A 22010-nucleotide genomic window follows, 5' to 3' on the forward strand; every position below is an offset into this window, starting at 1 on the left:
CCCCTAAGCGCCCCCGCCCCCGTCGGTTTCTGGCAAGCCGTCCGCTTTTGGTTCAAGCTAGGCCTAATCAGCTTCGGCGGCCCGGCCGGTCAGATCGCCATCATGCACCAGGAGCTGGTGGAGCGCCGGCGCTGGATTTCCGAACGCCGCTTCCTGCACGCCCTGAATTACTGCATGCTGCTGCCCGGGCCGGAGGCACAACAACTGGCCACCTATATCGGCTGGCTGCTGCACCGCGGCTGGGGCGGCGTCGCCGCCGGCGCGCTGTTCGTGCTACCGTCCTTCTTCCTGCTGGTGCTGCTGTCCTGGGTCTATATCGCCTACGGCCACCTGGCCTGGATCGCCGGCCTGTTCTACGGCATCAAGCCCGCGGTGGTCGCCATCGTGGCCCAGGCGGCCTGGCGCATCGGCACGCGCACGCTGAAACGGCCCTGGCTGTGGGGCGTGGCGCTGGCCTCGCTGTGCGCCATCGCGCTGTGGCAAATGCCCTTCCCGCTGATCGTGCTGGCGGCGGCCTTGATCGGCGCGCTGGTCGGCCGGCTGCGGCCGCGCTGGTTCCAGGCCGGCGGCCACGGCGGCGCGGATGCGCATTACGGCCCGGCGCTGATCGACGATCACACCCCGCCGCCGGCGCACGCCCGCTTCTCCTGGCTCCGGCTCGGCCGCGCCGTGCTGGCCGGCCTGCTGCTGTGGAGCTTGCCGATGGCCCTGCTCGCCGTAGTCTACGGCTGGCACGGCGGCTTTACCCAAATGGGCTGGTTCTTCACCAAGGCCGCGCTGCTGACCTTCGGCGGCGCTTACGCGGTGCTGCCCTATGTCTACCAGGGCGCGGTGGCGCATTACGGCTGGCTGAGCGCCGGCCAAATGCTGGACGGCCTGGCGCTGGGCGAAACCACGCCGGGGCCGCTGATCATGGTGGTGGCCTTCGTCGGCTTCGTCGGCGGCTACGCCAAGGCGCTGCTGGGCCCGGACCACCTGTTCCTAGCCGGCGCGCTGGCCGCGGCGCTGGTCACCTGGTTCACCTTCCTGCCCTCCTTCGTCTTCATCCTGGCCGGCGGCCCGCTGATCGAACACAGCCATGGCCAAATCCGCCTGACCGCGCCGCTGACCGCCATCACCGCCGCCGTGGTCGGCGTGATCGCCAACCTCGCCCTGTTCTTCGGCTGGCACGTGCTGTGGCCGCAGGGCTGGCGCGGAGGCGCGGACTGGGCCGCCGCCGCCATCGCCGCCCTGGCGGCCTGGGCGCTGCTGAAACGACAAGTCAAAGTGATGCCGGTGATAGCCGGCGCGGCGCTGGCCGGCCTGCTGCTCAGCCTGTGGCGTCTGCCGTGAACGAATTCCCACTTCAAGAAAGGCCTGCGCGCATGCAGCCACGCATCCCCGCCACCATCTGGGCCCTGGGCTTGGTCAGCCTGTGCATGGACATGTCCTCCGAGATCATCCACGCGCTGTTGCCGGTGTTCCTGGTCTCCACCCTGGGCGTCAGCGCGCTGACCCTGGGCATCATAGAGGGCCTGGCAGAATCCACCGCGCTGATCTTGCGCGTGTTCTCCGGCGCCATCAGCGACTACTGGGGCCGGCGCAAGGGCTTGCTGCTGCTGGGCTACGGCCTGGCGGCGCTGAGCAAGCCGCTGTTCCCGCTGGCGCACAGCGCCGAAACCGTGCTGGCCGCGCGGCTGATGGACCGCGTGGGCAAAGGCATACGCGGCGCGCCGCGCGACGCGCTGGTGGCCGACGTCGCGCCGCCGGAAATCCGCGGAGCCTGTTTCGGCCTGCGCCAGTCCATGGATACCTGCGGCGCCTTCGCCGGCCCGCTGTTGGGCATCGCGCTGATGTTCTGGCTGGCGGACGACATCCAGCAAGTGCTGTGGTGGGCCTGCCTGCCGGCCTTGCTGGCGGTGCTGCTGCTGGCGGCAGGCGTGCGCGAGCCTGACGGCGGCGAGCGCAAGCCTTTCCGCTCGCCGCTGCGCCTGGCGCTGCTGCGCCGCTTTTCCGGCCGCTATTGGTGGATCGTCGCCATCGGCGCGCTGTTCACCCTGGCCCGCTTCAGCGAGGCCTTTCTGGTGCTGCTGGCGCAGCGCCACGGCCTGCCGCTGAGCTGGCTGCCGCTGGTCATGGTGGTGATGAGCCTGGTCTACGCGCTCACCGCCTACCCGGTGGGCGTGCTGGCCGACCGCTTCAGCAAGAGCGCGCTGCTGGCCGTAGGCCTGCTGATCCTGATTCTGGCCGACGCCACGCTGGCGCTGTCCGGCTCCGTCGCCGTCACTCTGGCCGGCATCGCCCTATGGGGGCTGCACCTAGGCTTCACCCAGGGTCTGCTGGCCACGCTGGTGGCGGAGGAAACGCCCGCCGAGATGAAGGGCACCGCCTTTGGCCTGTTCAATCTGGTCAGCGGCCTGTGCCTGCTGCTGGCCAGCGTGCTGGCCGGCTGGATGTGGGACCGCCACGGCAGCGCCAGTACCTTCGTCGCCGGCGGCACATTGGCCGTGCTGGCCTTGGCTACCACCTTGCTGTGGCATTGCCGGGAGCGGCGGCTGGCCGGCCAGGCCGCCTGAGAACGTGTTTACGCTCTCGCGAGCAAGAGCGAGACAAGGCGAAAACGAGCGCCGCGCCGGCCATGGACAAGAACACGGGCAATGGGGTGAAATACGGCATCATAAAAACAGCAAGCAGCCCCATGTCCCACACCTTTGTTTCCTCCATCGTCTGGCAACGGCTGGACGCCCCCGGCCACGATTATGCCGCCTTAGAACACGGCGAACAGGGTCCGCGCCTTAGCGGCTGCGCCGTCTTCGTCGAAGACGGCGTCAACTGCCTGCTGCGCTACCAGGTGGACTGCGCGCCGGACTGGAGCACACGTCGCGTCGAGGTGAACGGCTACCGCGGCGCGGAAGCCATCGCTTTGCTGCTGGAAACCGACGCCAACCGCAACTGGCGGCTCAACGGCGCGGAACAGCCGCAGGTGCGCGGCTGCGTCGACATCGATCTGGCCTTCACCCCGGCCACCAATCTGCTGCCCATCCGCCGCGGCCGGCTTGAGATCGGCGCGGTGCTGGAACTGAACGCCGCCTGGCTGCAGTTCCCGGCGCTGACTCTCGCCCCGCTGCCTCAGCGCTACACCCGCCTGTCCGAGATCGGCTACCGCTACGAATCGCGGCAAGGCGCGTTCCAGGCCGAACTCAGCCTCACCCCGGACGGCCTGCCGCGCGACTACCAGGGCCTGTGGCGGGAGGCGCGCTGACATGGCCGCGACTTGCATCCGCCCGGCCGCGCCGGAAGACTTTGCCCGGCTGGCCGAAATCGAACGCGCCGCCGCCGCCCGCTTCGATCCGCAAGACCTGCCGCCGGCGCTGGCCGACGACGCGCTGCCCCGCGACGAACTGGCCGCGGCCCACGCCGCCGGCCTGCTATGGGTGGCCGCCGACGCCGACGGCACGCACGGTTTCCTGCTGGCGCGCCGCTACGACGACAGCCTGCACCTGCAGGAAATGGACGTCTGCCCCCGACGCCAGGGGCAAGGCCTGGGCTCGGCGCTGATCGCGCACGCGGAAACCGCCGCGCACCGGCTGGGCCTGCGCCGGCTAACGCTGACCACCTTCGAACACCTGGCCTGGAACGCGCCCTACTACTACAAACGCGGTTTCCTGCGCCTCGACGCCGCCGACTGCCCGCTCTTCCTGTTGGCCCTATTGCGCGCCGAGGCCCAGCACGGCCTCAAGCGACGCGTGGCGATGCACAAACCGCTGTTTTGAATCACCCCGAACACCGCAAGATCGGTCAGGCGCGCGGCGGCGCGGCCGCGCTAGACTGGCGGCGCCAAGGAGGAAAGCATGCAACACGACACCGCCAGCCCGCGCCTGGACAAGGCGCTGGCCTATATCGACGCCCATCTGGACGCCGACCTGAGCCTGGAACGGCTCAGCCGGGTGACCGCCTGCTCGCGCTTCCATTTCCACCGCCTGTTCCGCGCCCGCTTCGGCCTTAGCCTGCACCAATACGTGCGGCTCTGCCGGCTGCGCCGCGCCGGAGAGCGGCTGGCCTTCCGCCGCTGCGCCGTGCTGGACATCGCGCTGGACAGCGGCTACCACAGCCCGGAAGCCTTTGCCCGCGCTTTCCGTCAGGCGACGGGCCAGACGCCGTCCGCCTTTAGGCGGCGGCCGCACTGGCGGCCTTGGCATCAGCACTTCCACGCCCTATCCCAACTGAGGAGCCGTTCCATGCCATCCCGCCAAATCCCGCTAGCCGTCGACATCGTCGACTTCCCCGCCACCCCGATCGCCCTGCTGGAACACCGCGGCGACCCCGCTCTCTTGGGCGACAGCCTGCGCAACTTCATCGACTGGCGGCGGGAACACCGCCTGCCGCCCAGCGCCGCCGCCACCTACAACCTGTTATACGAAGACCCGGACAACTGCGCGCCGGCGGACTATCGCTTCGGTCTGTGCGCCGCGTTCGACGGCGACATCGCCGCCAACCGCCAAGGGGTGCGCGCCGCGCTGATTCCCGCCGGACGCTGCGCCCGGCTGCGCCACATCGGCTCCGACGACGCGCTGGCCGCCCTCGCGCGCCGCTTGTACGCGGAATGGCTGCCCGCCAGCGGCGAAACTCCGCGCGATTTCCCGCTGTTTCTCCAGCGCGTCCGTTTCTACCCCGATGTGGCGGAAAACGAAGCCGTCTGCGATCTGTTTCTGCCGCTGCAAGCGCCCGCGCCGAAAATCGGATCCGCTGCTCCGCTAAAACAATAACAATCAGGATATTCCAAAAACATTCCCTCAAGCGCCTTTTGTCGGCTTTCGGTAAACTAGAGCGCGTTAAATGCAGGGGTAATGCACGATGCGCGCTCTTTTTCTGACTCGAATAAAAAAATGGATCATCAGCGTATTCAATCCACCCTACCAACTGGTACTGTGCGACAGAATGCTCAAGAAGAATTCCAAGGAATATCTCTATCTGTTCAAGCTTTACGGCAGCCACGACTTCGTCAAGCTTTCCCACGCCGACATCCTGGCCAGCAATCAGATTCTGTCCGCCATCCGGCCGCGGGACCTGATAAAAATAGCGCTCTTGGAAAACAATCGGAAAGAAGAAGAGAAACGCTGCAAGGTGGAGGAAGAACTGCGCGGCAATCAATACCGGATTCATTTGCACGGCAATAGCGAAACGTTTTCCGGCGAAAGCATCTGCCGGAATATCGACTATTTCTCGGACCTGCATCCGCAGGAAGTCTGTAAGATCGCCTACGCCACGGGGTTTCAGAAAGGCCGCGCCGTCTCCGGCCACATCAGCCGCGCGGCGGCCGAGGCCCGCCGCCAGGACGCGCCGGCAGCGGACGGCTCAGGCAAGGTGCTGGCGTTGCGGCGGGCCAGACCGAGCTAAGAGCCTGTTCATAGTCTGCTGCGCGTCGGCGATACGGCGTTGAAAACCGCTTCGAAATGCTCATGTACCACGTGTACATTCCGCTTTCTCAGCCGTTTTCGCCTTGTCTCGCCCTAGCTCGCGAGACTTTGAACAGACTCTAATAACCTGTTTATGATCTGCTGCGCGTCGGCGATACAGCGTTGAAAACAGGCCCTAAATCATCACGGTCTGGCTGCGGAAGCCGGCGGCGTCGAACTCCAGCAGCTTGTAGCCGCGCGCGTCCACGGTGTCCAGCGCCGCCGTGCCCTTGCGCCACTGAAAACAGCTGGCCGGACAGACTTCCAGCGCCACGCCGCGCGCCTCCAGCCGGTAATCCCCATGCGCATGGCCGCACAGCAGCACTTGCAAGCGCGGCGTCTCCTCCATTAACTCCCAAAACCGCTCCGTGTCTTGCAACATGCAGCTGTCCAATAGCGGCGTGCCCACCGCCGCCGGATGATGATGCAGCAGCACGGCGCAGCGCTTGCCGGCGGCCTCGGCTCCGGCCAGCCGTTGCCGGAAAGCGGTGGCGGCGCGCTCGTCGATATGGCCGTCGTCCGTGCCCGGCCGGACCGAATCCAGCGCCAGCAGCAGCCAATCCGCCGTTTCCAGACGCTCCAGCGGCCGCATGAAGTCGTAACGACCCAACACCTCGGCCGCCAAGGGCGCGGCGTCGTGGTTGCCGGCCAACCAGTACACCGGCAGGCCCGTCCGCTCCAGCCGCTGCGCAAAGCGCTCGTAGGAAGCGGCGCTCTCATCCTGGGAAATGTCTCCGGTAACCAGAATCGCGTCCAGCTCCGCCGCGTGCCGCCGCTCCAATTGCTCCAGCACCCGGTCAAACTCGCGGTAAGTGTCGTAGCCCATCAACTGGCCGCCGGCCTCGGCGAACAGGTGCGTGTCGGAAATCTGCGCGGCCCTCATTGTCCCTCCTCCATTGCGTATTTGTTTCTCTTGACGTCTTCGCCGTCCTCCTTGAACACTGCCAAGGGGTTGTAGGACACGCTCCAGTCAAAGTAATCGGTCTTTTCTATCCTCTTCACCACCCCCACAAGGTAATAGCCCACCGGCAACAAGGCGATGGAAACGAACACTTTGTAAGACCAGGTGGTGGCGATGATGTTGAGCAGCTCCTGCCCGCTATAGCGCGACGACAGGCTGATGGGATAGGCCGTCGTCAGCAGCACCGCCTGGGCCAGCATGGACGCGATGACGTAGCGAATGAAAAAGAAGCGGCCGGCGAAAAAGACCTTCATCCGCGACACGACAAATCCATTGCAAAAATAAGAGGCCGGCACCGAGATCCAGGTACCCACCATCACTCGCCAAAACTCGTTGAACAACAGGTAGTACTGCTTGGAAATCTCGTTATTATCCGGTTGCAGCAAGGCGAAGGCATTGATGATCAAAACAAAAAATGTCTGGCACACCACCAGAATCCATACCGTGCGCCCGCCCAGCTTATAGCCGTACACCTCGGTGGACACCGTGGACAAAAGATAGCAAAGCGAAAACACGATGCCGCTGGCGGTGATTTTCAAGCCGTAAATGTCCAGCGTCTTGTACACCAGCGAATCGCACACCACCATGATGGTCACCGACAAACCCACGATAAAACCATAAACTCTAAACTGTTCCACACCTTCATCCCGCGCTAAAAGTCTTAATCGCTTTGACCGCCACGCCAAGCACCTTGAAATCCCGGCATACGAAAGGCTGCAAATCATGCATCAAGGAAATGCTTGAAAACAGAAAATGCTCGCCGTCGATGAATATCCGGCGGAAACAAGGCTGCTGGCCGGCCATGCTGACCAAGACCACATCGCCGTCCGCCGGACGCTCCTGCCGAGCCACGATGAAAACGCTGCCCTGAGAAAAACTGGGAAACAGCGAATCATTGTTCAACAACACCGCAAACGCCTCCGCGGCGTCAAAGCCGGCGGCATCCACAAAATAGCGTTCCGGCTCGATAATCATCCCGTCAAAAAACAGGGTCAACTCGGTGAATTTGATCAAGGGCACCGCGATGGCCGCAGGGCTGCCGACGGCTTCGCCTCCCAGATCGCTCTCCACGAAATCGCTCAACTTGACATCGAAAAACCGAGCCAGCTCCATCAAGGTCAGCAAAGTGGGGTTGCCCACGCCGCGCTTGATATTGTTGATCGTCGCCACGCCCAGGCCTATCGCCTCGCTTAATTGCGCGGCGTCTACGCCGGCGCGCCCCATCAGACACGTCAGGTTTTTCGACGCCTTGCTCAACAAAGCGCCATGCTCGGCCTCCTCTTTCCACACCGCCCTGCTCATTCAGCCCTCCATGTAAGTCGAATCCGTTCTGATTTCATTTTTAATTTCATATCCCAACATGCGCGCCCATTTTAAACGCAAGCGCCAAACCGGACGCAAGCATCAAACCATATTGTTCTTATCAGGCTATTCTTTTGTAATTTCGTCACTACTCTTTTAAACAAAAAGACAATATAATAATTTGGCAACACTATATCATTCGAGGCATGCGCAAGATACTCGCGAACCATAAATTTAAAAGAAGAAGAATATCAATAAGAACAATTAAAACGACGAAATAGCCTGCCATCGCGCAATGCAGAGGAAACGCTTAAATGAGAATTTCAGAAGATGAATTCGCGCTGGACGTCATTGACGGCGAACCCGCCATCATTACCCAAGCCAGCGTGATTGGACAGCCGGGCAGTGAATGGGAAGGCTCCCCGGTATTCAAGAAAACCTATTTGCTGGAACTGATCAGCCGCAGCCTGGAGCACGAGGTCATCAAGCCGGAAGACATCCAAAGCCTGATCCGAATCGCGAAAAAACGCTGAACGCGCCGAACGCGTCTCCAGCCCCCGCCTCCGCTGTTTGCCCGCCCTGGGCTTGGGTGCGTCGGGCCATTGCAATACAATGGCGTATCGACCGCCGCCAATCCCTTCCCTCGCCCGCCCGGCGAGCGGAAGGCGGCGCAACACCACAGGCCCACACATGCCCCATCTGACACTGGAGTACAGCGGAAATCTGGCCGGCTTCGCCGCCGCGGACGCGCTGCTGGACATCAACCGCGCGCTGCTGGCCAGCGGCCACTTCGAAGAAGCCGACATCAAAAGCCGCGCCGTGGCCTTGGACGCCTGCCGCATCGGCGTCCACGATCTGCCACGCGGCTTCGTCCACGCCAAACTGGCCATACTCAGCGGGCGCAGCCCCGAGGAGAAACAGCAGCTGTCCGAACTGAGCCTGCAAGCGCTGGCCGACAGCGCCGCGCTGCCGCCGGGCATGGAAGTGCAATTGTGCGTGGAAATCCAGGAAATAGACCGCGCCAGCTACCGCAAACGCCTCATCGCCCGTTAACGGAGAAACATCCCATGACAGCGCTCAAACTCGCATCCCGCGGCCTGCTGGCCGCCGCCCTGCTCGCCGGCCTGGCCGGCGCGGCCCACGCCGCAGACGACATCGACCGCGTCAACCTGGAAGGCACGCTGGGCCAGGAACGCATAGGCATGAGCCTGCTGGTGAAAAACGGCAAAAGCTTTGACGGCGGCCACTACTTCTACGGCCGCTATCTGAAGGACATCCCGCTGCGCGGCAAGCTGCAAGGCGAAACCCTGCTGCTGAGCGAACCTGGCGGCGGCGTGTTCAAACTGCGCTTCAAAAGCAACGGCAGCGCCGACGGCCAGCCGCTTAGCTTCGACAACAGCGTGGGCCTGGACGGCGACTGGACGCTGAAAACCAAGACGCTGCCGGTAACGCTGACCATGGGCGACATGGCGCCGGCCGCCGAAGGCCGTTGGTATCGGGACGTCACCGAGGAAAGCGACGCCGCTTTCGAAGCCCGGGTGCAAGGCTTCCAACGCTCTGCGCTTGCCGGCGAGGCTCAGCAGACCAGCCGCTACGTGCACTTTCCGCTCAGGATCAACCACAAGGGCGGCAGCCGCCAGATCGCCAACGCCCGCCAGTTGCAAGCCGAATGGAGCGCTATTTTCACTCCGGCCTACCTGGAGCAGCTGAAACAGCCGATGCCGCACAATCTGTTCGTGCGCAACGGCCAGGCGATGCTGGGCAGCGGCGTAGCCTGGTTCGACGCCAAGGGCGCGGCGGCGCTGAACCTACCGGACTGATTCCGGCGCGGCGGAGCGGGAAGGGCGGCCACGGCCGCCCTTTCTTCATGGCGAAACAATCCGGCGTCAAAATATGCTGCATTGCAGCATAAAACGTTTTATGCTGAAGACTGTCCGCCACCGGAGCCCGTCATGACCGCCGAACTCTCCGATCCGCCCCGCCTCCGCCTCAACGAACATCCGCAACGCCGGCAACTCAACCGCGAAGCCCACGCCAGGCCCGCGCTGCAGCTCGCCGCCGACAACCGGGTCAGCTACCTGGCCTATCTGCACCGCCACATCAGCCGCGAACAGGAAAACTGGCTATGCAGGGAACTAGCCCAGCAATTAGGGCAACCCGTCCCGGACCCCGAGGCCGGTCAATTCCAGCTGGACGCCCCGTTTGGCCGCGTGCGCTGGGAACGCCACGGCGAATTCTCCAGTTTCACCATTCTGGCCCACGGCGCGGAATCCAGCCCCTTCGCCCAACCCGCTTTGCAAGCCCTGCCGGCGACCTGGCTGCCGCTATTGCCCGGCAACGTGCTGGTGGCCGCCCATGCCGCCTTGCTGCCGCCCGGAGCGCTGCCGCTGCGCATCGAGGACCTAGCCGCCCAATGCTTCAACGGCCACGAACTGGCGGGCGCGGAGATAGGCGACGGCGCCGGCCGCGCCTACACCGATTTCCGCATCCATCCAGACGGTTTCTCCCGCTATCTGCTGGCGGACCTCTACATGGGCCGCCGCCAAGCCGGCCGCATGCTGCAGCGGCTGCTGGAACTGGAAACCTATCGCATGCTGGCCCTGCTGGCGCTGCCGGTGGCCAAGAGCATCGCCCCGGAGCTGGCCAAAGTGGACGAGGAACTGGCCGAACTCACCGGCGCCATAAGCGGCGCGGCCGTCGACAGCGAACCGCAGCTGCTGCACCGGCTGACCGAGCTGGCCGGCGCCGCGGAAAACGCGCTGTCCCGCACCGACCACCGCTTCAACGCCTCCCTCGCCTATTACGACATCGTCCGCAACCGCGTCGCCGAACTGCGCGAACGCCGCATCCACGGCCTGCAACCCTTCCAGCAATTCGTGCAGCGCCGTCTGGCCCCCGCCATGGACACCTGCCGCGCCGTGGCCTTTCGCCAGCGCGAACTGGCCGCGCGGGTCAACCGCGCCACCGCGCTGCTGCGCACCCGCGTGGACATCCGCCGCGAACGGCAGAACCAAGCGCTGCTCACCTCGATGGAGCGCCGCGCCGCCATGCAGCTGCACCTGCAGCAAACCGTGGAAGGCCTGTCCATCGCCGCCATCACCTATTACAGCGCCGGCCTGATCGGCTACCTGTTCAAAGGCGCCAAGGCCGCCGGCCTGCCCATCAACGTGGAGCTGGCCACCGCCGCCGCGGTGCCTTTGCTGGCGCTGGCCATCGCGCTGGGCCTGCGCCGCGCGCGGTCCGCGCTGCAACGCCACGGAGAAGCCTCAGGCGCGCCAGGCGGCTGAAACCTGCCCATTCAGGCAGCCGGCTCGCGGCCTCATCGGCTATACCGAAACCATAGACGCGGACCGCCGCCGCGAACTTTGCCGGCGCGGGCCCAGTCAGAAAAACGCCGCCCGCGCTCCAGCCCGACGGACAGAGCCCACTGTCCGCGGACGCGCCGGCCAAAGGAGAAACCGATGAACGACACGCTTTGCGCTGCCGCGCAGTCCGCCTTCCCCCTCAGCCCCAGCCTGGCCGCCTCATTGCGGCAATTGGACGCCTACCAGGCCAATCTGAACATCGAACAGATCCGGCTGTTTCACGATTCGCTGCAACTGAGCCCGGATGATCTGCTGCCCTTCCGCCAATTCAGCGACGAACGCTACCGCCGCAACCAGATCTATCTCAGTCCCTGGTGCGAACTCTTGCTGCTCTGTTGGCGCAGCACCCAACGCAGCCGCATCCACAACCACCGCGGCAGCCTGTGCGGCTTGCGCGTACTGCAAGGCGCCGCCACCGAAACGGTGTTCGAACGCACCGATCACGGCTTGGTGTACGCGGTGGAATCCCATCGACTGGAAAGCGGCAGCCTCACCATCAACAGCCATCTGGACATCCACCAGATCTCCAACCTCCAACCCTACGGCGAAGACCTGGTCACCTTGCATCTATATTCGCCGCCGCTGCGCAAAATGGAGCTGTTCAGCCTGGAATCCTCCCAAGTGGAACGCCCCGGCGACTCCATCAGTTGGGTGTACGAAATCTGACGCCGCGGCGGCCTTCTGGCCGCCTTGCTCCGCCGGCTCTACAATACGAATCCCCGCACGCAACAGGCCCAATCATGCCCTCCGCCCTCCCCGCCGAGTTGTTCGCCGATCTGCTCACCCACTTTCCCTGGCTGGACAGCGCCCAGCCCCCGTGGCACTGGCTCGGCCGCTTGCCCGACAGCTTGGCGCGGCAATGCGCCTTGCTGGACCCGGCGCACTGGGCGGTGGACGGAGACATCGCCATCCACCGCAGCGCCACGATAGAAGCCGGCGCCGTGCTCAAAGGCCCGCTGCTGATCGGCCCCCATTGCCGCGTAGCCGCCCACGCCTATTTGCGCGGCGGCGTGGCGCTGGCCAACGACGTGACGGTGGGGCCGGGATCAGAACTCAAAACCTGCATCGTCGGCCCCTACTCGCGGCTGGCCCACTTCAACTTCGTCGGAGACTCCGTGCTGGGCGCGGACGTCAATATGGAAGCCGGCGCCGTCATCGCCAACCACTGGAACGAACGTCGCGACAAGACCATCACGCTGCGCTGCCGCCAGCAAGCCTGGACGCTGCCCACGCAGAAATTCGGCGCGCTGGTGGGCGATCACAGCCGCATCGGCGCCAACGCCGTGCTCTCTCCCGGCACCTTGTTGCCGCCGCACGCCGTGGTGGCGCGCCTGGAACTGGTGGAGCAAGACCCACAAGGATAAGCCCAGCCCTCCAGGTTCCCCTGCCGCCGAAGCGGCCAGCGGGTTATTTTTTTTTACTTCAGCCCTGCTGAATATCAATCAGCAATTTAATCTAGCGCCCATATCCGCCTCAGATATTCGCCTTAAGGAAAACTGGAATTTCCACACGTTATCTGAAAAATTTGCACAAAAAAGCCCGCCAAATATCCAAGGCGGGCTTTTTCACTTCAACCAAATAGCACGATTTATCGACATCGAATACCTACAATCGAACGGCGAATAGCCCTTCGCCAAGCGCTCGGCAAACTGGCGGCGACACCAATCGCCTGAGCCGGATCGAAAGGATTAATGCCCAGACCCGCCGCCGTGCCATCCAGGTACTGCATCATCCCCTTCGCCGCCCCCACTGGGTCGGCGGGCCTTCCGCCAGCGGATTGAAATCCGGACTCCTGCGCCATCAGCAAATTCAGCGGGACTTTATGCTTGCGCAAAGCGGCCTCGAACAAAGGCAGGTAGGCATCGGGCGCGATACTCGACACGGCACGCCGCGACTTGGCCTCGCCGGCCGGCACGCTTGGAACTGGGGAAGAAGAGGGAAATGTCGCCTCGACGGGAGGCACGGCGGGAAGCAAGGGATTCAGCGCATCCGAATAAATACGCTCGGTCTGGTCTGCGGCATCGCGCAGGAAGGGATTCGACATGACGGACATCGCCTGGGTGCTACATCACCTCCTGCGATGTCGTTTGCTGCAAATAAAGTCGTGTAGTCCTAATTGTAGTTGATCCCATCCAAATACGAGCACGGCCGGCCTCTGCTTAATTGAAGATGTAAGTTAGGTAGGGCATTGATGGAAGACCCCTATGATGAGTCTTCCCACTGCTATAGCCTGCTGAACACCTCACTCCAATAGGCTAAATACTCCGCTGGTTCACCCGCTGCGACAAGGCTTCCGCGCTTTCCTTACGCTCGCTGTAACGATCCGTCAGATAGGGGGAAACATCGCGGGTCAACAGCGTGAACTTCATCAACTCCTCCATCACATCCACCACTCGGTCATAGTAGGCGGACGGCTTCATCCGGCCTCCCTCGTCGAACTCCAGAAAAGCCTTGGGCACCGAGGACTGATTTGGAATGGTCAGCATCCTCATCCAGCGTCCCAAAATGCGCAGCTGATTGACCGCATTGAACGACTGAGAACCGCCGGACACCTCCAGCACCGCCAAAGTCTTGCCCTGAGTGGGACGAACGGCCCCAGCGGACAGCGGAATCCAGTCGATTTGCGTCTTCATGATGCCGGTCATCGCCCCATGCCTTTCCGGCGTACACCACACCATGCCCTCGGCCCACAAGACCAACTCACGCAACTCCTGCACCTTGGGATGACTGTCCGGAGCCTCATCCGGCAAGGGCAAACCCTTGGGATCGAACATCCTGACCTCCGCCCCCATCGCAAGCAACAAACGGCCCGCCTCCTCAGCCAAGAGACGGCTGTATGAGCGCTCGCGCAACGAGCCGTACAGCAGTAAAAATCGGGGCGCATGCTTGGATGCGGGCACCGCGGACAGCTGCGAATACGACGGGCTTTCAAATAGATCAGCCCGGACATTGGGCAAATCAGGGGAATGGATGAACATAGCGGCCTCCTGCTGATAACGAGTCAATCACCCTGTGCGGACCCCGCGTTGCGGCCTCACAAGGGTGAACGGAACGCAGGCCATGATAATGGATCTAGACATTATTTCAACAGTTCTTGTATAGTTGATTCATGGAAAACAAAACCGCGACCCAAATCTTCGAATCCCTGTCCTCCGGCATCCGGCTCGACATTTACCGCTTGCTGGTCAGGCAAGGACTGGAAGGCATGGTGGCTGGCCAAATCGCCAGCACGCTCAACCTTCCCGCCAACAATGCCTCCTTCCACCTCAAGGGCATGAGCCATGCCGGCCTGGTGTCGGTGGAGCAGGAAGGACGCTACCAGCGCTATCGGGCCAACCTAAGCTTGATGCTGGAATTGATCGCCTACCTGACCGAAGAGTGCTGCGCGGGCCACCCTGAGCAATGCGCCGGCCTGCCTGCGGACTCATGCTGCCCCGAAGCCGCACCCCCTTCACTACCTAATGACTAAACGGAAAGTTGACCCCATGAACGTCCTTTTTCTGTGTACCGGAAACGCCTGCCGCTCCATCCTGGGCGAAGCCACTTTCAATCATCTGGCCCCGGAGGGTTGGCGGGCCATGAGCGCGGGCAGCCAACCCACAGGGCAAGTGCATCCCCGCTCGCTGGCGCTATTGAATCGCGAAGGCATTGCCGCCGAAGGCTTCCACAGCAAATCCTGGGACAATCTGCCCGCCACGCCCGACATCGTCATCACCGTCTGCGCCAGCGCCGCCGGCGAAACCTGCCCCGCCTACCTCGGCCCGGTGATGCGTAGCCACTGGGGGGTGGAAGACCCCGCCCACGCCACCGGCACCGACGCGGAAATCGACGCCGCCTTCATGGCGACCTACCGCATTCTGCGCACCCGGATAGAAGCCTTCCTCGCCTTGCCGCTGGCCGAACTGCAACAAGACCGCGCGCGCCTGAAAGCGGAACTGGATCGCATCGGCGCCCTGCTGCCCTGAAGACAACACGCCGAGCGGTCCAGTGATCGCGACACGGCCGCAAGAACCCGGCCACGCCATTCCCTTGCACCAAGGAGAACCACCTTGTCCACCCCTTGCAACACCGCCCTTCACCAGGACGCCCCAGCCCCGATGAACCGGTTCGAACGCTACCTGACCCTCTGGGTTTTTCTTTGCATCATCGCGGGGGTCGCCCTGGGACAAATGCTGCCCCAGGTGTTCCAGGCCATCGGAAAATGGGAAATCGCCCAGGTCAACCTGCCCGTAGGCTTGCTGATTTGGGTGATGATCATTCCCATGTTGGTCAAAGTCGATTTTGGCGCGCTACACGAAGTCCGACAGCATGTTCGCGGCATCGGCGTAACCCTGGTGGTGAACTGGCTGGTCAAACCGTTCTCCATGGCTTTTCTAGGCTGGCTGTTCATCCGCAACCTATTTGCTCCCATGCTCCCGGCGGAACAACTGGACAGCTATATCGCCGGGCTCATCCTGCTGGCCGCCGCGCCCTGCACCGCCATGGTCTTCGTGTGGAGCCGGCTGACTAATGGCGACCCCTTGTTCACCCTGTCGCAAGTCGCCTTGAACGACAGCATCATGGTCGTGGCCTTCGCTCCGCTCGTCGGCCTCCTGCTCGGCATCTCCGCCATCACCGTGCCATGGGACACCCTGCTCGTTTCCGTGGCGCTTTACATCGTGATTCCGGTCATCCTGGCGCAACTATGGCGCAAGGCGCTGCTGGCCAAAGGCCAAGCCGCTTTCGATGCCGCCATGAACAAGATCGGCCCCTGGTCCATGACCGCCCTGCTCGCCACCTTGGTCCTGCTGTTCGCCTTCCAGGGCGAAGCGATATTGAAGCAGCCGCTGGTCATAGCCTTGCTGGCGGTGCCCATTCTGATCCAAGTGTTCTTCAACTCCGCCCTGGCCTACTGGCTCAACCGGCTCGTCGGAGAAAAACACAACGTGGCCTGCCCATCGGCCTTGATTGGCGCGTCCAACTTCTTTGAACTGTCGGTGGCCGCCGCCATCAGCTTGTTTGGTTTTCATTCCGGAGCGGCCTTGGCCACCGTCGTCGGTGTGCTGATCGAAGTGCCGGCCATGCTACTGGTCGTTCGCATCGTGAACGCCAGCAAAGACTGGTATGAAAGAGGCGCCTAACGGCTAAACTTCAATAGGGAAAGCATCCCGCGAGGAGCTAGAAATGGTTAAGAACATGCTGATGCAACTTGACTGGGATCAGCCACCGGCACACACAGCCCGCCAGGTCTTGCAACTGGCGCGACAGCTTGAGGCGACGCTCACCCTATTGATCATCCGTCAACAACTGGACGAGTTGATGGAGAGCGACCGCGAAGCCTTTGTACTGGCCACGCTCACCCAATTGGAAGCAACGCGCCAAATCCTGCAATCTGAGGCGCAAGCACTGGGGGTGAACCTGATCGTTGAGATCGCCGCATCGGGCCATCCCATTGACACCCTGTTGGCGTTTGGAACCGAGCAACATTTTGACCTGCTGGTGGTCTGCAAACCCCACGAGCACCACCGCCTGCGAGATGCCATCAGCGGAGAGCCCTGGAAGCAAATTACCACTCGCTCCACCCTACCGGTCCTGGTCATGCCCTCATAAGAGCAACTGAAAAATCTCACAGACTATTCTAATTCACGAGAGTTTGAACTAAATTCAGGCACTAAGCACAAGCTCCACGCGGATTAGTCCCAGGCCTGATGCACCACAGCCTCCCTCCACCATGTCGGCTTACCATCTGCGAAAGCATGTGCGCTTGGTGCCAGCTCGGGCGGCTGGCAATCATCCAGCCCCCCCAACAACAAGGCTATCATCGGGGCGTCGTCAATCGCGCCAATGGAGCTGCCACAGCGCGCGCAAAAAGCCCGGCTGGAAAAGTCCGAGGAACGATACACTGCGGGTTCCCCACCCGGCCCAGTCCACTCGACACGATCACGAGGGAACTCTAGCCAGACAGCGCTAAGCGCCCCAGTGTGCCGCTGGCAATTTTTGCAAGAACATGCATGCGGATTCTCAACAGGCGCGGTTGCCCGGAACCGGATCCAGCCGCATAAGCATCCCCCTTGATAGGACTTTGCCGTCATTGTCCCCTCCTTGAGAACTGTTCACTTTCTCCAACCAAGCATCATCATCCACTTGGAAAGCTTAATTCATTTCGTTAGTCACACAAAGCCGAAGTCATGGAAAAATTTACTGTTTGACATAAATAGCAAGCATCCTGCTCAACTCACCTGACTGACGCATAATTTCCAGTTCTGAATTGACCAAGTTCAACAACTCTACGCCTCGGGGGTTAACTCGACTAAAAATCATATGGAACGGGTTGCCGCCCATTCCTGGCAGCGGCACTCTGCCAATCTCATCGTCGTCAATAACGTTCAACACGCCGATGCTCGCCATGCCCGCCATCACCTCGTAATCCTCGGCAAAGACATCCAACCGACCAGCCTTCATCATCCGCACCAAATCAGGATAACTATTGGCAAGTATCATTTTACTTTTGTCGATGAAGCTTAGCGCGGAATAGGCGTAGCCCTTAACACCCCCCAGCCTAAAATTATTCAAATCAGCTTGACTCTTTAGACCCAAGCCCTTTTGAAACTTGGCTTTGGAGTAAAAAACATAATAGTGCGTCTTATAGTAGGCTGTAGAGAACAAATACTTCTTCTCACGATCAGGGTTCTTGCTAACGCTCAGCGCCATTGCATAGGTTTCACCATTTTCCACCGAACCCAGGCACCGTTTCCAAGGCAGCAGCGTAATAGTGAAAGGAATGCGGTGCTTGTTCAGAATGCTCCGAATAACGTCTACGGAGAATCCCGTGATAGTACGACTTGGTTTGCCCTCCACGCGCTGGTAGTAAGTGAATGGGGGCCATTCCTCACCATCGTCGCATATCTGAACCATGGACGCGTCAAGCGCAAAGGCTTGCACTGGAAACCAAACAGTCAAGAACAAGCCAATCACTTTAGAAGCCATGTCAACCACCCTAGAAGAATGGGGTACGGATGCGAGCAAGCCCCCTGATTGCCAACACTTCCCACCTTCACTCAGACGCTAAAACGTCCGGCCAATTGCCCCAGGCGCTGCGAAACGACTTGCAACTCGCCGGCCGTTTGAGCGCTGGTCTTAACGGCGCCAGCATTGGTTTCCGACATCCTGGCCACGTTTTCCAAATTTTGCGCCAGCGTTTGGCTGGCGCTGCTCTGCTCCTTCAAGGCCTGGTTGATCTGTTGAATGCTTTCCAGAACCAAGTCCACGCACTGCCGGATGGCAACAATACTGTTGCTCGCATTGTGAGTTTTGTCCTGACCTTGCATGACGGAGCGCATGCCAGCCTGCATGCTGGTGATCGCATGTTGTGAAGAACGCTGGATATCGGACACGATCGTGCTGATTTCAGTGGTGGACTGAGCCGTTCGCTCCGCCAGCTTGCGCACCTCATCCGCCACCACCGCGAAGCCGCGCCCTTGCTCCCCGGCGCGGGCGGCCTCAATGGCCGCGTTAAGAGCGAGTAGATTGGTTTGGTCGGCGATATCTCGAATCACGCTGACAATGCTGGCGATGGATTCAGACTGCTTGCCTAAAGAGCCCAGCGTATCCGAGGCGGAGGAAACATCCCGCACAATGCCCTCCATGCTGGCGCCGGCCTCATCAATGATCGCGTTGCCTTCGCTAGACTGATCCACAGCGGAACGCGAGAGCTGATCGGCTTGATGGGATTGTTCAGCGCTCACCTTAAGGCTGGTGCTGAGCTGTTCGATGGCGGCCGCCATGCTGGCCGCAGCCTCCGTCTGCTGTTCGCTGCTCAGCGCAATACCCTGCGAACTTTGCGCCATCTGGTCTGCCGCTTCATTGACCAGCTTAGAGGTTTCCATCAACTGAGACACGGTATCCCGTAGTTGATTACGCATTTGCCGGATAGAGGCCAACAAGCTGTCCTTGTCTTGCTCTCGCAAATTAATGTGTGTGCTCAGCCGGCCAGACGCCAACTGCTCCACCACGCTTTGTACATAGAACGGCTCTCCGCCCAATTGCAGCGTGATGGACAAATACAATTGATGAAACAAAAAACTGGCCAGCAGCATCGCGCCCAACCCAATACTGATATAAAGATTACGCTGGGTTTGCATTTTTCCGATGCGGACTAGCAACAAAGCATCCAGACTTTGCAAAGTGGTATCGCTAAAGTGAGTGGTCACGCTGGTATTGCGCGCGGCCAAGCCGGCAAGATTGAGCGCAGCCCCAGTCTTTCCCGCAATAGCGCCGTCAACGGACGCAGCCTGCTGCTGCCGGAAAGCCTTCATCTGCTGCATATCAGGGTCCAGCTCGCCCTTGAGGCTGGGGTTGTAAGCTAAGACCTTGGCTAGATCGCCGTCCAAACCATCATGCGCGCCGCTGATCATCGGGCGCAGCTCCACCAGACGATCGCGCTCGGCCGGGGTTAGCGCCTGCCCCGCTTCGGGCTTACTAGCCAGGGCCAGCGCCTCGCTTATGGTTTTCATCAGCATCGGCAGCTTTACCGTGGCGGCATCCATCAAGTAATAGCTGTCGATATCCGGGTCTAGGGTCAGGTTGGAGTTATCGCTAGCAACGCCAAGCAGCGTGTTGAGTTTGCTTGCCGCATCGTCGAAACCGGCAAAAATCTTTTCGGACGGCGCGCCGCTTAACTGCGCCAATGCCTTGCGTCCGCCATCAGCGGCCTTCCAGGCATCCTCCGTTTGCAATATCGGCCCCAATTGGGCGTGAACGCTTTGAAACTGCGACCAGGCTTGGTCTAAACGTGCTTGCGCCTCCGGCAATGCGGCCTTTGCGGCGGCTTCGCCCTGCGCGGCGCGCACCACCAAATCCTGCGCCTGCGCCAATGACGAAGACACTCGGTTAAGCGGCAAAATGTAAGCGACGCCCACCCTTTCCTTTTGAGCAAAGTCAATGTTGTCCTGATTGGTTCGGTACAAACCGTAAACCATATAGATCAACGCGGCGGCGAAAACCGCCCCAATCAGCGCAAAACGGCTGGGATAGCTTAAACGCTGCATCAACTTGACGACGGGCGAGGCCATGGCGCACTCCTGCTTGCAACCCCGCCTGTATAGCGGGGCAAAGTCACATGCTCCAGAATAGGCGACTTTTGAAACAACACACCAAATCCTGCAATCAGCGGCTAAACGCTGACCAAGGAAATCACCGCATCGGGCCATCCAGTAGACACCCTGCTGACGTTTGGGACCGAGCGGCATTATGACCTGCTGGTAGTCCCCCCCAAGAACACCGCCGCCACCGACGGGCAGCCATGACCGGCGAAGCCTGGAAACAGCATGCAAATCGTTCCACCCTGCCGGTCCTGGCCATGCCCACCTGAGCGGTCTTAAGGAAGGTTCGCACCCCTATCAAAACGGGCCATTCCACCTCCCGGCAAGGTCTGACGGTCAGATAAGAACTTCTACATCAGAAGCGCTAACAAAAACCGCGCAGCGTACCTGAGCCAAGGCGCGCCGACGCAGGCAGTACAAGTAGTACGACAAGGAGGCGCAACCAGGGTCCGGGTTCTTGTTAGCGGGTCTAAGCGCAGGATAACCGGAGTATCCGGTCATCCTGACGATAGGGTGCCTGAGATAACTCTGCTGATTGGACAAATCCCATCCAGGGAACCTGTATTCCCATCAACGAGAGTTGCTAGCTCAGGCCTTCCCAGGGCTTACATAAACATACCATTCCCCGTGTATAAGCCTACACCAATGCCGCCTCCGCTGAACTCCCCAAAGTTAAGGTTGGGACCACCATCAAATTTGATTTTCGAGTAGAAAAGCCACCCTTGAAAACCATACTTCGTAGGTTTGCCCTTAATATAAGAAGCTGAGTATTTAGACGAGAAATTCCCTTTAAATACCCCAACTCGAAACGCCAGACCGGAGTCAGAGGTACTCGTGAACACAATCTGAGGCGTCGATTTTATGGCACAGATAAGCACTTTTTGCCCTGTAACCCCTGCCGCAGCAAACTCACACACTGTAGACCAAGAATTTGTAGCGTCCGGAGACAATGCATAGACTTCCGCCCTGCGATTAACACCTAACTTCTTATAGTTTAACCCACCCCCCGAACCAGTTGAATTATATTCAATGACTGCGTTCTCATCTTTCTTTTCACTTTTCAGGGAATTGAATTTAAACTCTATAACATCATCTCCCTTTTCTTTGGAGAAGTGGGAAACAAACTTCTGATTCCCCAAGCCTTCCAACCAAAGAGTCCCATCCTCACCATCAACATCAGCGTGAATGTTAAATTTATTCATACCAGAATGAACCGGACCGAGGTTAACCCACTCCGAGCCGCTAGCCAATCTTATTTTGGCATTATAAGTTATTGATTTATTTTGGACATTGCTATCTATATTTATGTAGACAGGCTTTGCCATAGCTGCTGCAGAAAACACAAGTGGCAACATGATAAATTTAATTTTCATTCTTCATCCTTTGCTTTACAACTGTTAAGGTTTGGTTTGGCTCTACTGGCTTTCCTTACCCCTCCTTTGGGTGCTAAAGATTAATCTATGTTTTATATTTTTAAAGACAGGTCTTGTTATTTAAAACATTTGATTGACTTGCAAATCGCTTTAGCGAGGTACGTTTACATTACAGTGAAGTTTTGCAACCCAACACGGGAAATAGCTTTGATTTTAATGATCACCAAACACCTTGAATAATGAGCGGTATTTGATATGACTATTTCAAAAATAGACATCATCAATTTATCATTGGTTCCGCATTTTTTGACCTTCTGGATCAAGTTTTTATTTCAATATAAAAATATACGAAACATACTCAGCCGCTTGGCCGTAGAACAAGCGTTGAATGAAGAGCCACCACACAGAGCAGCTGAAGCAAGCGGAATTGGGCACCTCAGCCGCAGTGAACAACCTTCGGGAAGACGGTAGACAATCCCCCCCCTCCCAAAAAC

Annotated in this window: 26 protein-coding genes; 17 read left to right on the top strand and 9 right to left on the bottom strand. The window is 60.4% G+C overall.

The window, feature by feature from the left end; genetic code table 11:
- The 6 genes from chrA to HA052_RS24950 form a co-directional block, all read left to right on the top strand.
- Window positions 1-1332, top strand: a 1332-nt coding sequence (gene chrA / locus HA052_RS24925) for a chromate efflux transporter (RefSeq protein WP_166454087.1), incomplete at its 5' end; no start/stop codon positions are given.
- Between the two features lie 32 nt (window positions 1333-1364).
- On the top strand, window positions 1365-2555 hold the full coding sequence (locus HA052_RS24930) for an MFS transporter (RefSeq protein ID WP_166454088.1): 1191 nt from the start codon (window positions 1365-1367) through the stop codon (window positions 2553-2555).
- A 122-nt stretch (window positions 2556-2677) separates the two neighbouring features.
- On the top strand, window positions 2678-3241 hold the full coding sequence (locus tag HA052_RS24935; protein WP_166454089.1) for a putative glycolipid-binding domain-containing protein: 564 nt from the start codon (window positions 2678-2680) through the stop codon (window positions 3239-3241).
- Between the two features lies 1 nt (window position 3242).
- Window positions 3243-3752, top strand: coding sequence for a GNAT family N-acetyltransferase (locus HA052_RS24940; protein ID WP_166454090.1), 510 nt, complete (start codon window positions 3243-3245; stop codon window positions 3750-3752).
- Window positions 3753-3830: 78 nt separating this feature from the next.
- Window positions 3831-4745, top strand: a complete 915-nt coding sequence (locus HA052_RS24945; RefSeq protein ID WP_166454091.1) for an AraC family transcriptional regulator — start codon at window positions 3831-3833, stop codon at window positions 4743-4745.
- Window positions 4746-4917: 172 nt separating this feature from the next.
- Window positions 4918-5376 carry a hypothetical protein gene (locus tag HA052_RS24950; protein ID WP_166454092.1) on the top strand — a complete coding sequence of 153 codons (459 nt, stop codon included), beginning with the start codon at window positions 4918-4920 and terminating at the stop codon, window positions 5374-5376.
- Between the two features lie 195 nt (window positions 5377-5571).
- On the opposite strand, the gene HA052_RS24955 is transcribed toward HA052_RS24950, so the two are convergent.
- The 3 genes from HA052_RS24955 to HA052_RS24965 are packed head-to-tail and all read right to left on the bottom strand — an operon-like array spanning window position 5572 to window position 7698.
- Window positions 5572-6318 carry a metallophosphoesterase gene (locus HA052_RS24955; protein WP_166454093.1) on the bottom strand — a complete coding sequence of 249 codons (747 nt, stop codon included), beginning with the start codon at window positions 6316-6318 and terminating at the stop codon, window positions 5572-5574.
- Window positions 6315-7034 carry a VUT family protein gene (locus tag HA052_RS24960; RefSeq protein ID WP_206119045.1) on the bottom strand — a complete coding sequence of 240 codons (720 nt, stop codon included), beginning with the start codon at window positions 7032-7034 and terminating at the stop codon, window positions 6315-6317. Before HA052_RS24960 ends, HA052_RS24955 begins: the two co-directional genes overlap by 4 nt.
- Window positions 7035-7038: 4 nt before the next feature.
- On the bottom strand, window positions 7039-7698 hold the full coding sequence (locus HA052_RS24965) for a helix-turn-helix domain-containing protein (protein WP_019100794.1): 660 nt from the start codon (window positions 7696-7698) through the stop codon (window positions 7039-7041).
- A 314-nt stretch (window positions 7699-8012) separates the two neighbouring features.
- On the opposite strand from HA052_RS24965, the gene HA052_RS24970 reads away from it, so the two are divergent.
- The 6 genes from HA052_RS24970 (at window position 8013) to HA052_RS24995 (ending at window position 12427) form a co-directional block, all read left to right on the top strand.
- Complete coding sequence (locus tag HA052_RS24970) at window positions 8013-8231, top strand: hypothetical protein (protein ID WP_166454094.1); 219 nt, start codon at window positions 8013-8015, stop codon at window positions 8229-8231.
- A 157-nt stretch (window positions 8232-8388) separates the two neighbouring features.
- On the top strand, window positions 8389-8751 hold the full coding sequence (locus HA052_RS24975; protein WP_166454095.1) for a 5-carboxymethyl-2-hydroxymuconate Delta-isomerase: 363 nt from the start codon (window positions 8389-8391) through the stop codon (window positions 8749-8751).
- 14 nt (window positions 8752-8765) lie between these two features.
- Complete coding sequence (locus HA052_RS24980) at window positions 8766-9518, top strand: hypothetical protein (RefSeq protein WP_166454096.1); 753 nt, start codon at window positions 8766-8768, stop codon at window positions 9516-9518.
- A 132-nt stretch (window positions 9519-9650) separates the two neighbouring features.
- Complete coding sequence (locus HA052_RS24985; RefSeq protein ID WP_166454097.1) at window positions 9651-10985, top strand: DUF3422 family protein; 1335 nt, start codon at window positions 9651-9653, stop codon at window positions 10983-10985.
- Between the two features lie 174 nt (window positions 10986-11159).
- Window positions 11160-11729, top strand: a complete 570-nt coding sequence (locus HA052_RS24990; RefSeq protein WP_166454098.1) for a cysteine dioxygenase — start codon at window positions 11160-11162, stop codon at window positions 11727-11729.
- 74 nt (window positions 11730-11803) lie between these two features.
- The gene (locus tag HA052_RS24995) at window positions 11804-12427 is read left to right on the top strand and encodes an LbetaH domain-containing protein (RefSeq protein WP_166454099.1); all 624 of its coding nucleotides are present in this window, start codon (window positions 11804-11806) and stop codon (window positions 12425-12427) included.
- Between the two features lie 224 nt (window positions 12428-12651).
- On the opposite strand, the gene HA052_RS27475 is transcribed toward HA052_RS24995, so the two are convergent.
- The gene (locus tag HA052_RS27475) at window positions 12652-13107 is read right to left on the bottom strand and encodes a hypothetical protein (protein ID WP_206119046.1); all 456 of its coding nucleotides are present in this window, start codon (window positions 13105-13107) and stop codon (window positions 12652-12654) included.
- A 211-nt stretch (window positions 13108-13318) separates the two neighbouring features.
- Complete coding sequence (gene arsH / locus HA052_RS25005; protein WP_166454100.1) at window positions 13319-14041, bottom strand: arsenical resistance protein ArsH; 723 nt, start codon at window positions 14039-14041, stop codon at window positions 13319-13321.
- Between the two features lie 131 nt (window positions 14042-14172).
- On the opposite strand from arsH, the gene HA052_RS25010 reads away from it, so the two are divergent.
- The 4 genes from HA052_RS25010 (at window position 14173) to HA052_RS25025 (ending at window position 16652) form a co-directional block, all read left to right on the top strand.
- Complete coding sequence (locus HA052_RS25010) at window positions 14173-14532, top strand: ArsR/SmtB family transcription factor (RefSeq protein ID WP_166454101.1); 360 nt, start codon at window positions 14173-14175, stop codon at window positions 14530-14532.
- Between the two features lie 16 nt (window positions 14533-14548).
- Entirely contained in the window at window positions 14549-15028 is a 480-nt protein-coding gene (locus HA052_RS25015) for an arsenate reductase ArsC (RefSeq protein ID WP_166454102.1), read from the top strand.
- A gap of 84 nt (window positions 15029-15112) precedes the next feature.
- Window positions 15113-16183, top strand: coding sequence for an ACR3 family arsenite efflux transporter (gene arsB / locus HA052_RS25020; protein ID WP_439823249.1), 1071 nt, complete (start codon window positions 15113-15115; stop codon window positions 16181-16183).
- A gap of 43 nt (window positions 16184-16226) precedes the next feature.
- Window positions 16227-16652 carry a universal stress protein gene (locus tag HA052_RS25025; protein WP_166454103.1) on the top strand — a complete coding sequence of 142 codons (426 nt, stop codon included), beginning with the start codon at window positions 16227-16229 and terminating at the stop codon, window positions 16650-16652.
- Between the two features lie 83 nt (window positions 16653-16735).
- Here the strand turns inward: HA052_RS25025 and HA052_RS28290 are convergent, their stop codons facing one another.
- The 4 genes from HA052_RS28290 to HA052_RS25045 all read right to left on the bottom strand — a co-directional run bounded on the left by HA052_RS28290 (window position 16736) and on the right by HA052_RS25045 (window position 21516).
- Entirely contained in the window at window positions 16736-17134 is a 399-nt protein-coding gene (locus HA052_RS28290; RefSeq protein ID WP_166454104.1) for a GFA family protein, read from the bottom strand.
- Between the two features lie 106 nt (window positions 17135-17240).
- On the bottom strand, window positions 17241-18029 hold the full coding sequence (locus HA052_RS25035) for a substrate-binding periplasmic protein (RefSeq protein WP_166454105.1): 789 nt from the start codon (window positions 18027-18029) through the stop codon (window positions 17241-17243).
- A gap of 71 nt (window positions 18030-18100) precedes the next feature.
- Window positions 18101-20113, bottom strand: coding sequence for a methyl-accepting chemotaxis protein (locus HA052_RS25040; protein WP_166454106.1), 2013 nt, complete (start codon window positions 20111-20113; stop codon window positions 18101-18103).
- A gap of 635 nt (window positions 20114-20748) precedes the next feature.
- The gene (locus HA052_RS25045; RefSeq protein ID WP_166454107.1) at window positions 20749-21516 is read right to left on the bottom strand and encodes a hypothetical protein; all 768 of its coding nucleotides are present in this window, start codon (window positions 21514-21516) and stop codon (window positions 20749-20751) included.
- A 255-nt stretch (window positions 21517-21771) separates the two neighbouring features.
- Here HA052_RS25045 and HA052_RS25050 point away from each other — a divergent pair, with 255 nt between their 5' ends.
- Window positions 21772-21987 carry a hypothetical protein gene (locus HA052_RS25050; RefSeq protein WP_166454108.1) on the top strand — a complete coding sequence of 72 codons (216 nt, stop codon included), beginning with the start codon at window positions 21772-21774 and terminating at the stop codon, window positions 21985-21987.
- Window positions 21988-22010 lie beyond the last annotated feature (23 nt).

It is taken from the genome of Chromobacterium fluminis (genome assembly GCF_011602385.1).
Taxonomy (GTDB): domain Bacteria; phylum Pseudomonadota; class Gammaproteobacteria; order Burkholderiales; family Chromobacteriaceae; genus Chromobacterium; species Chromobacterium fluminis.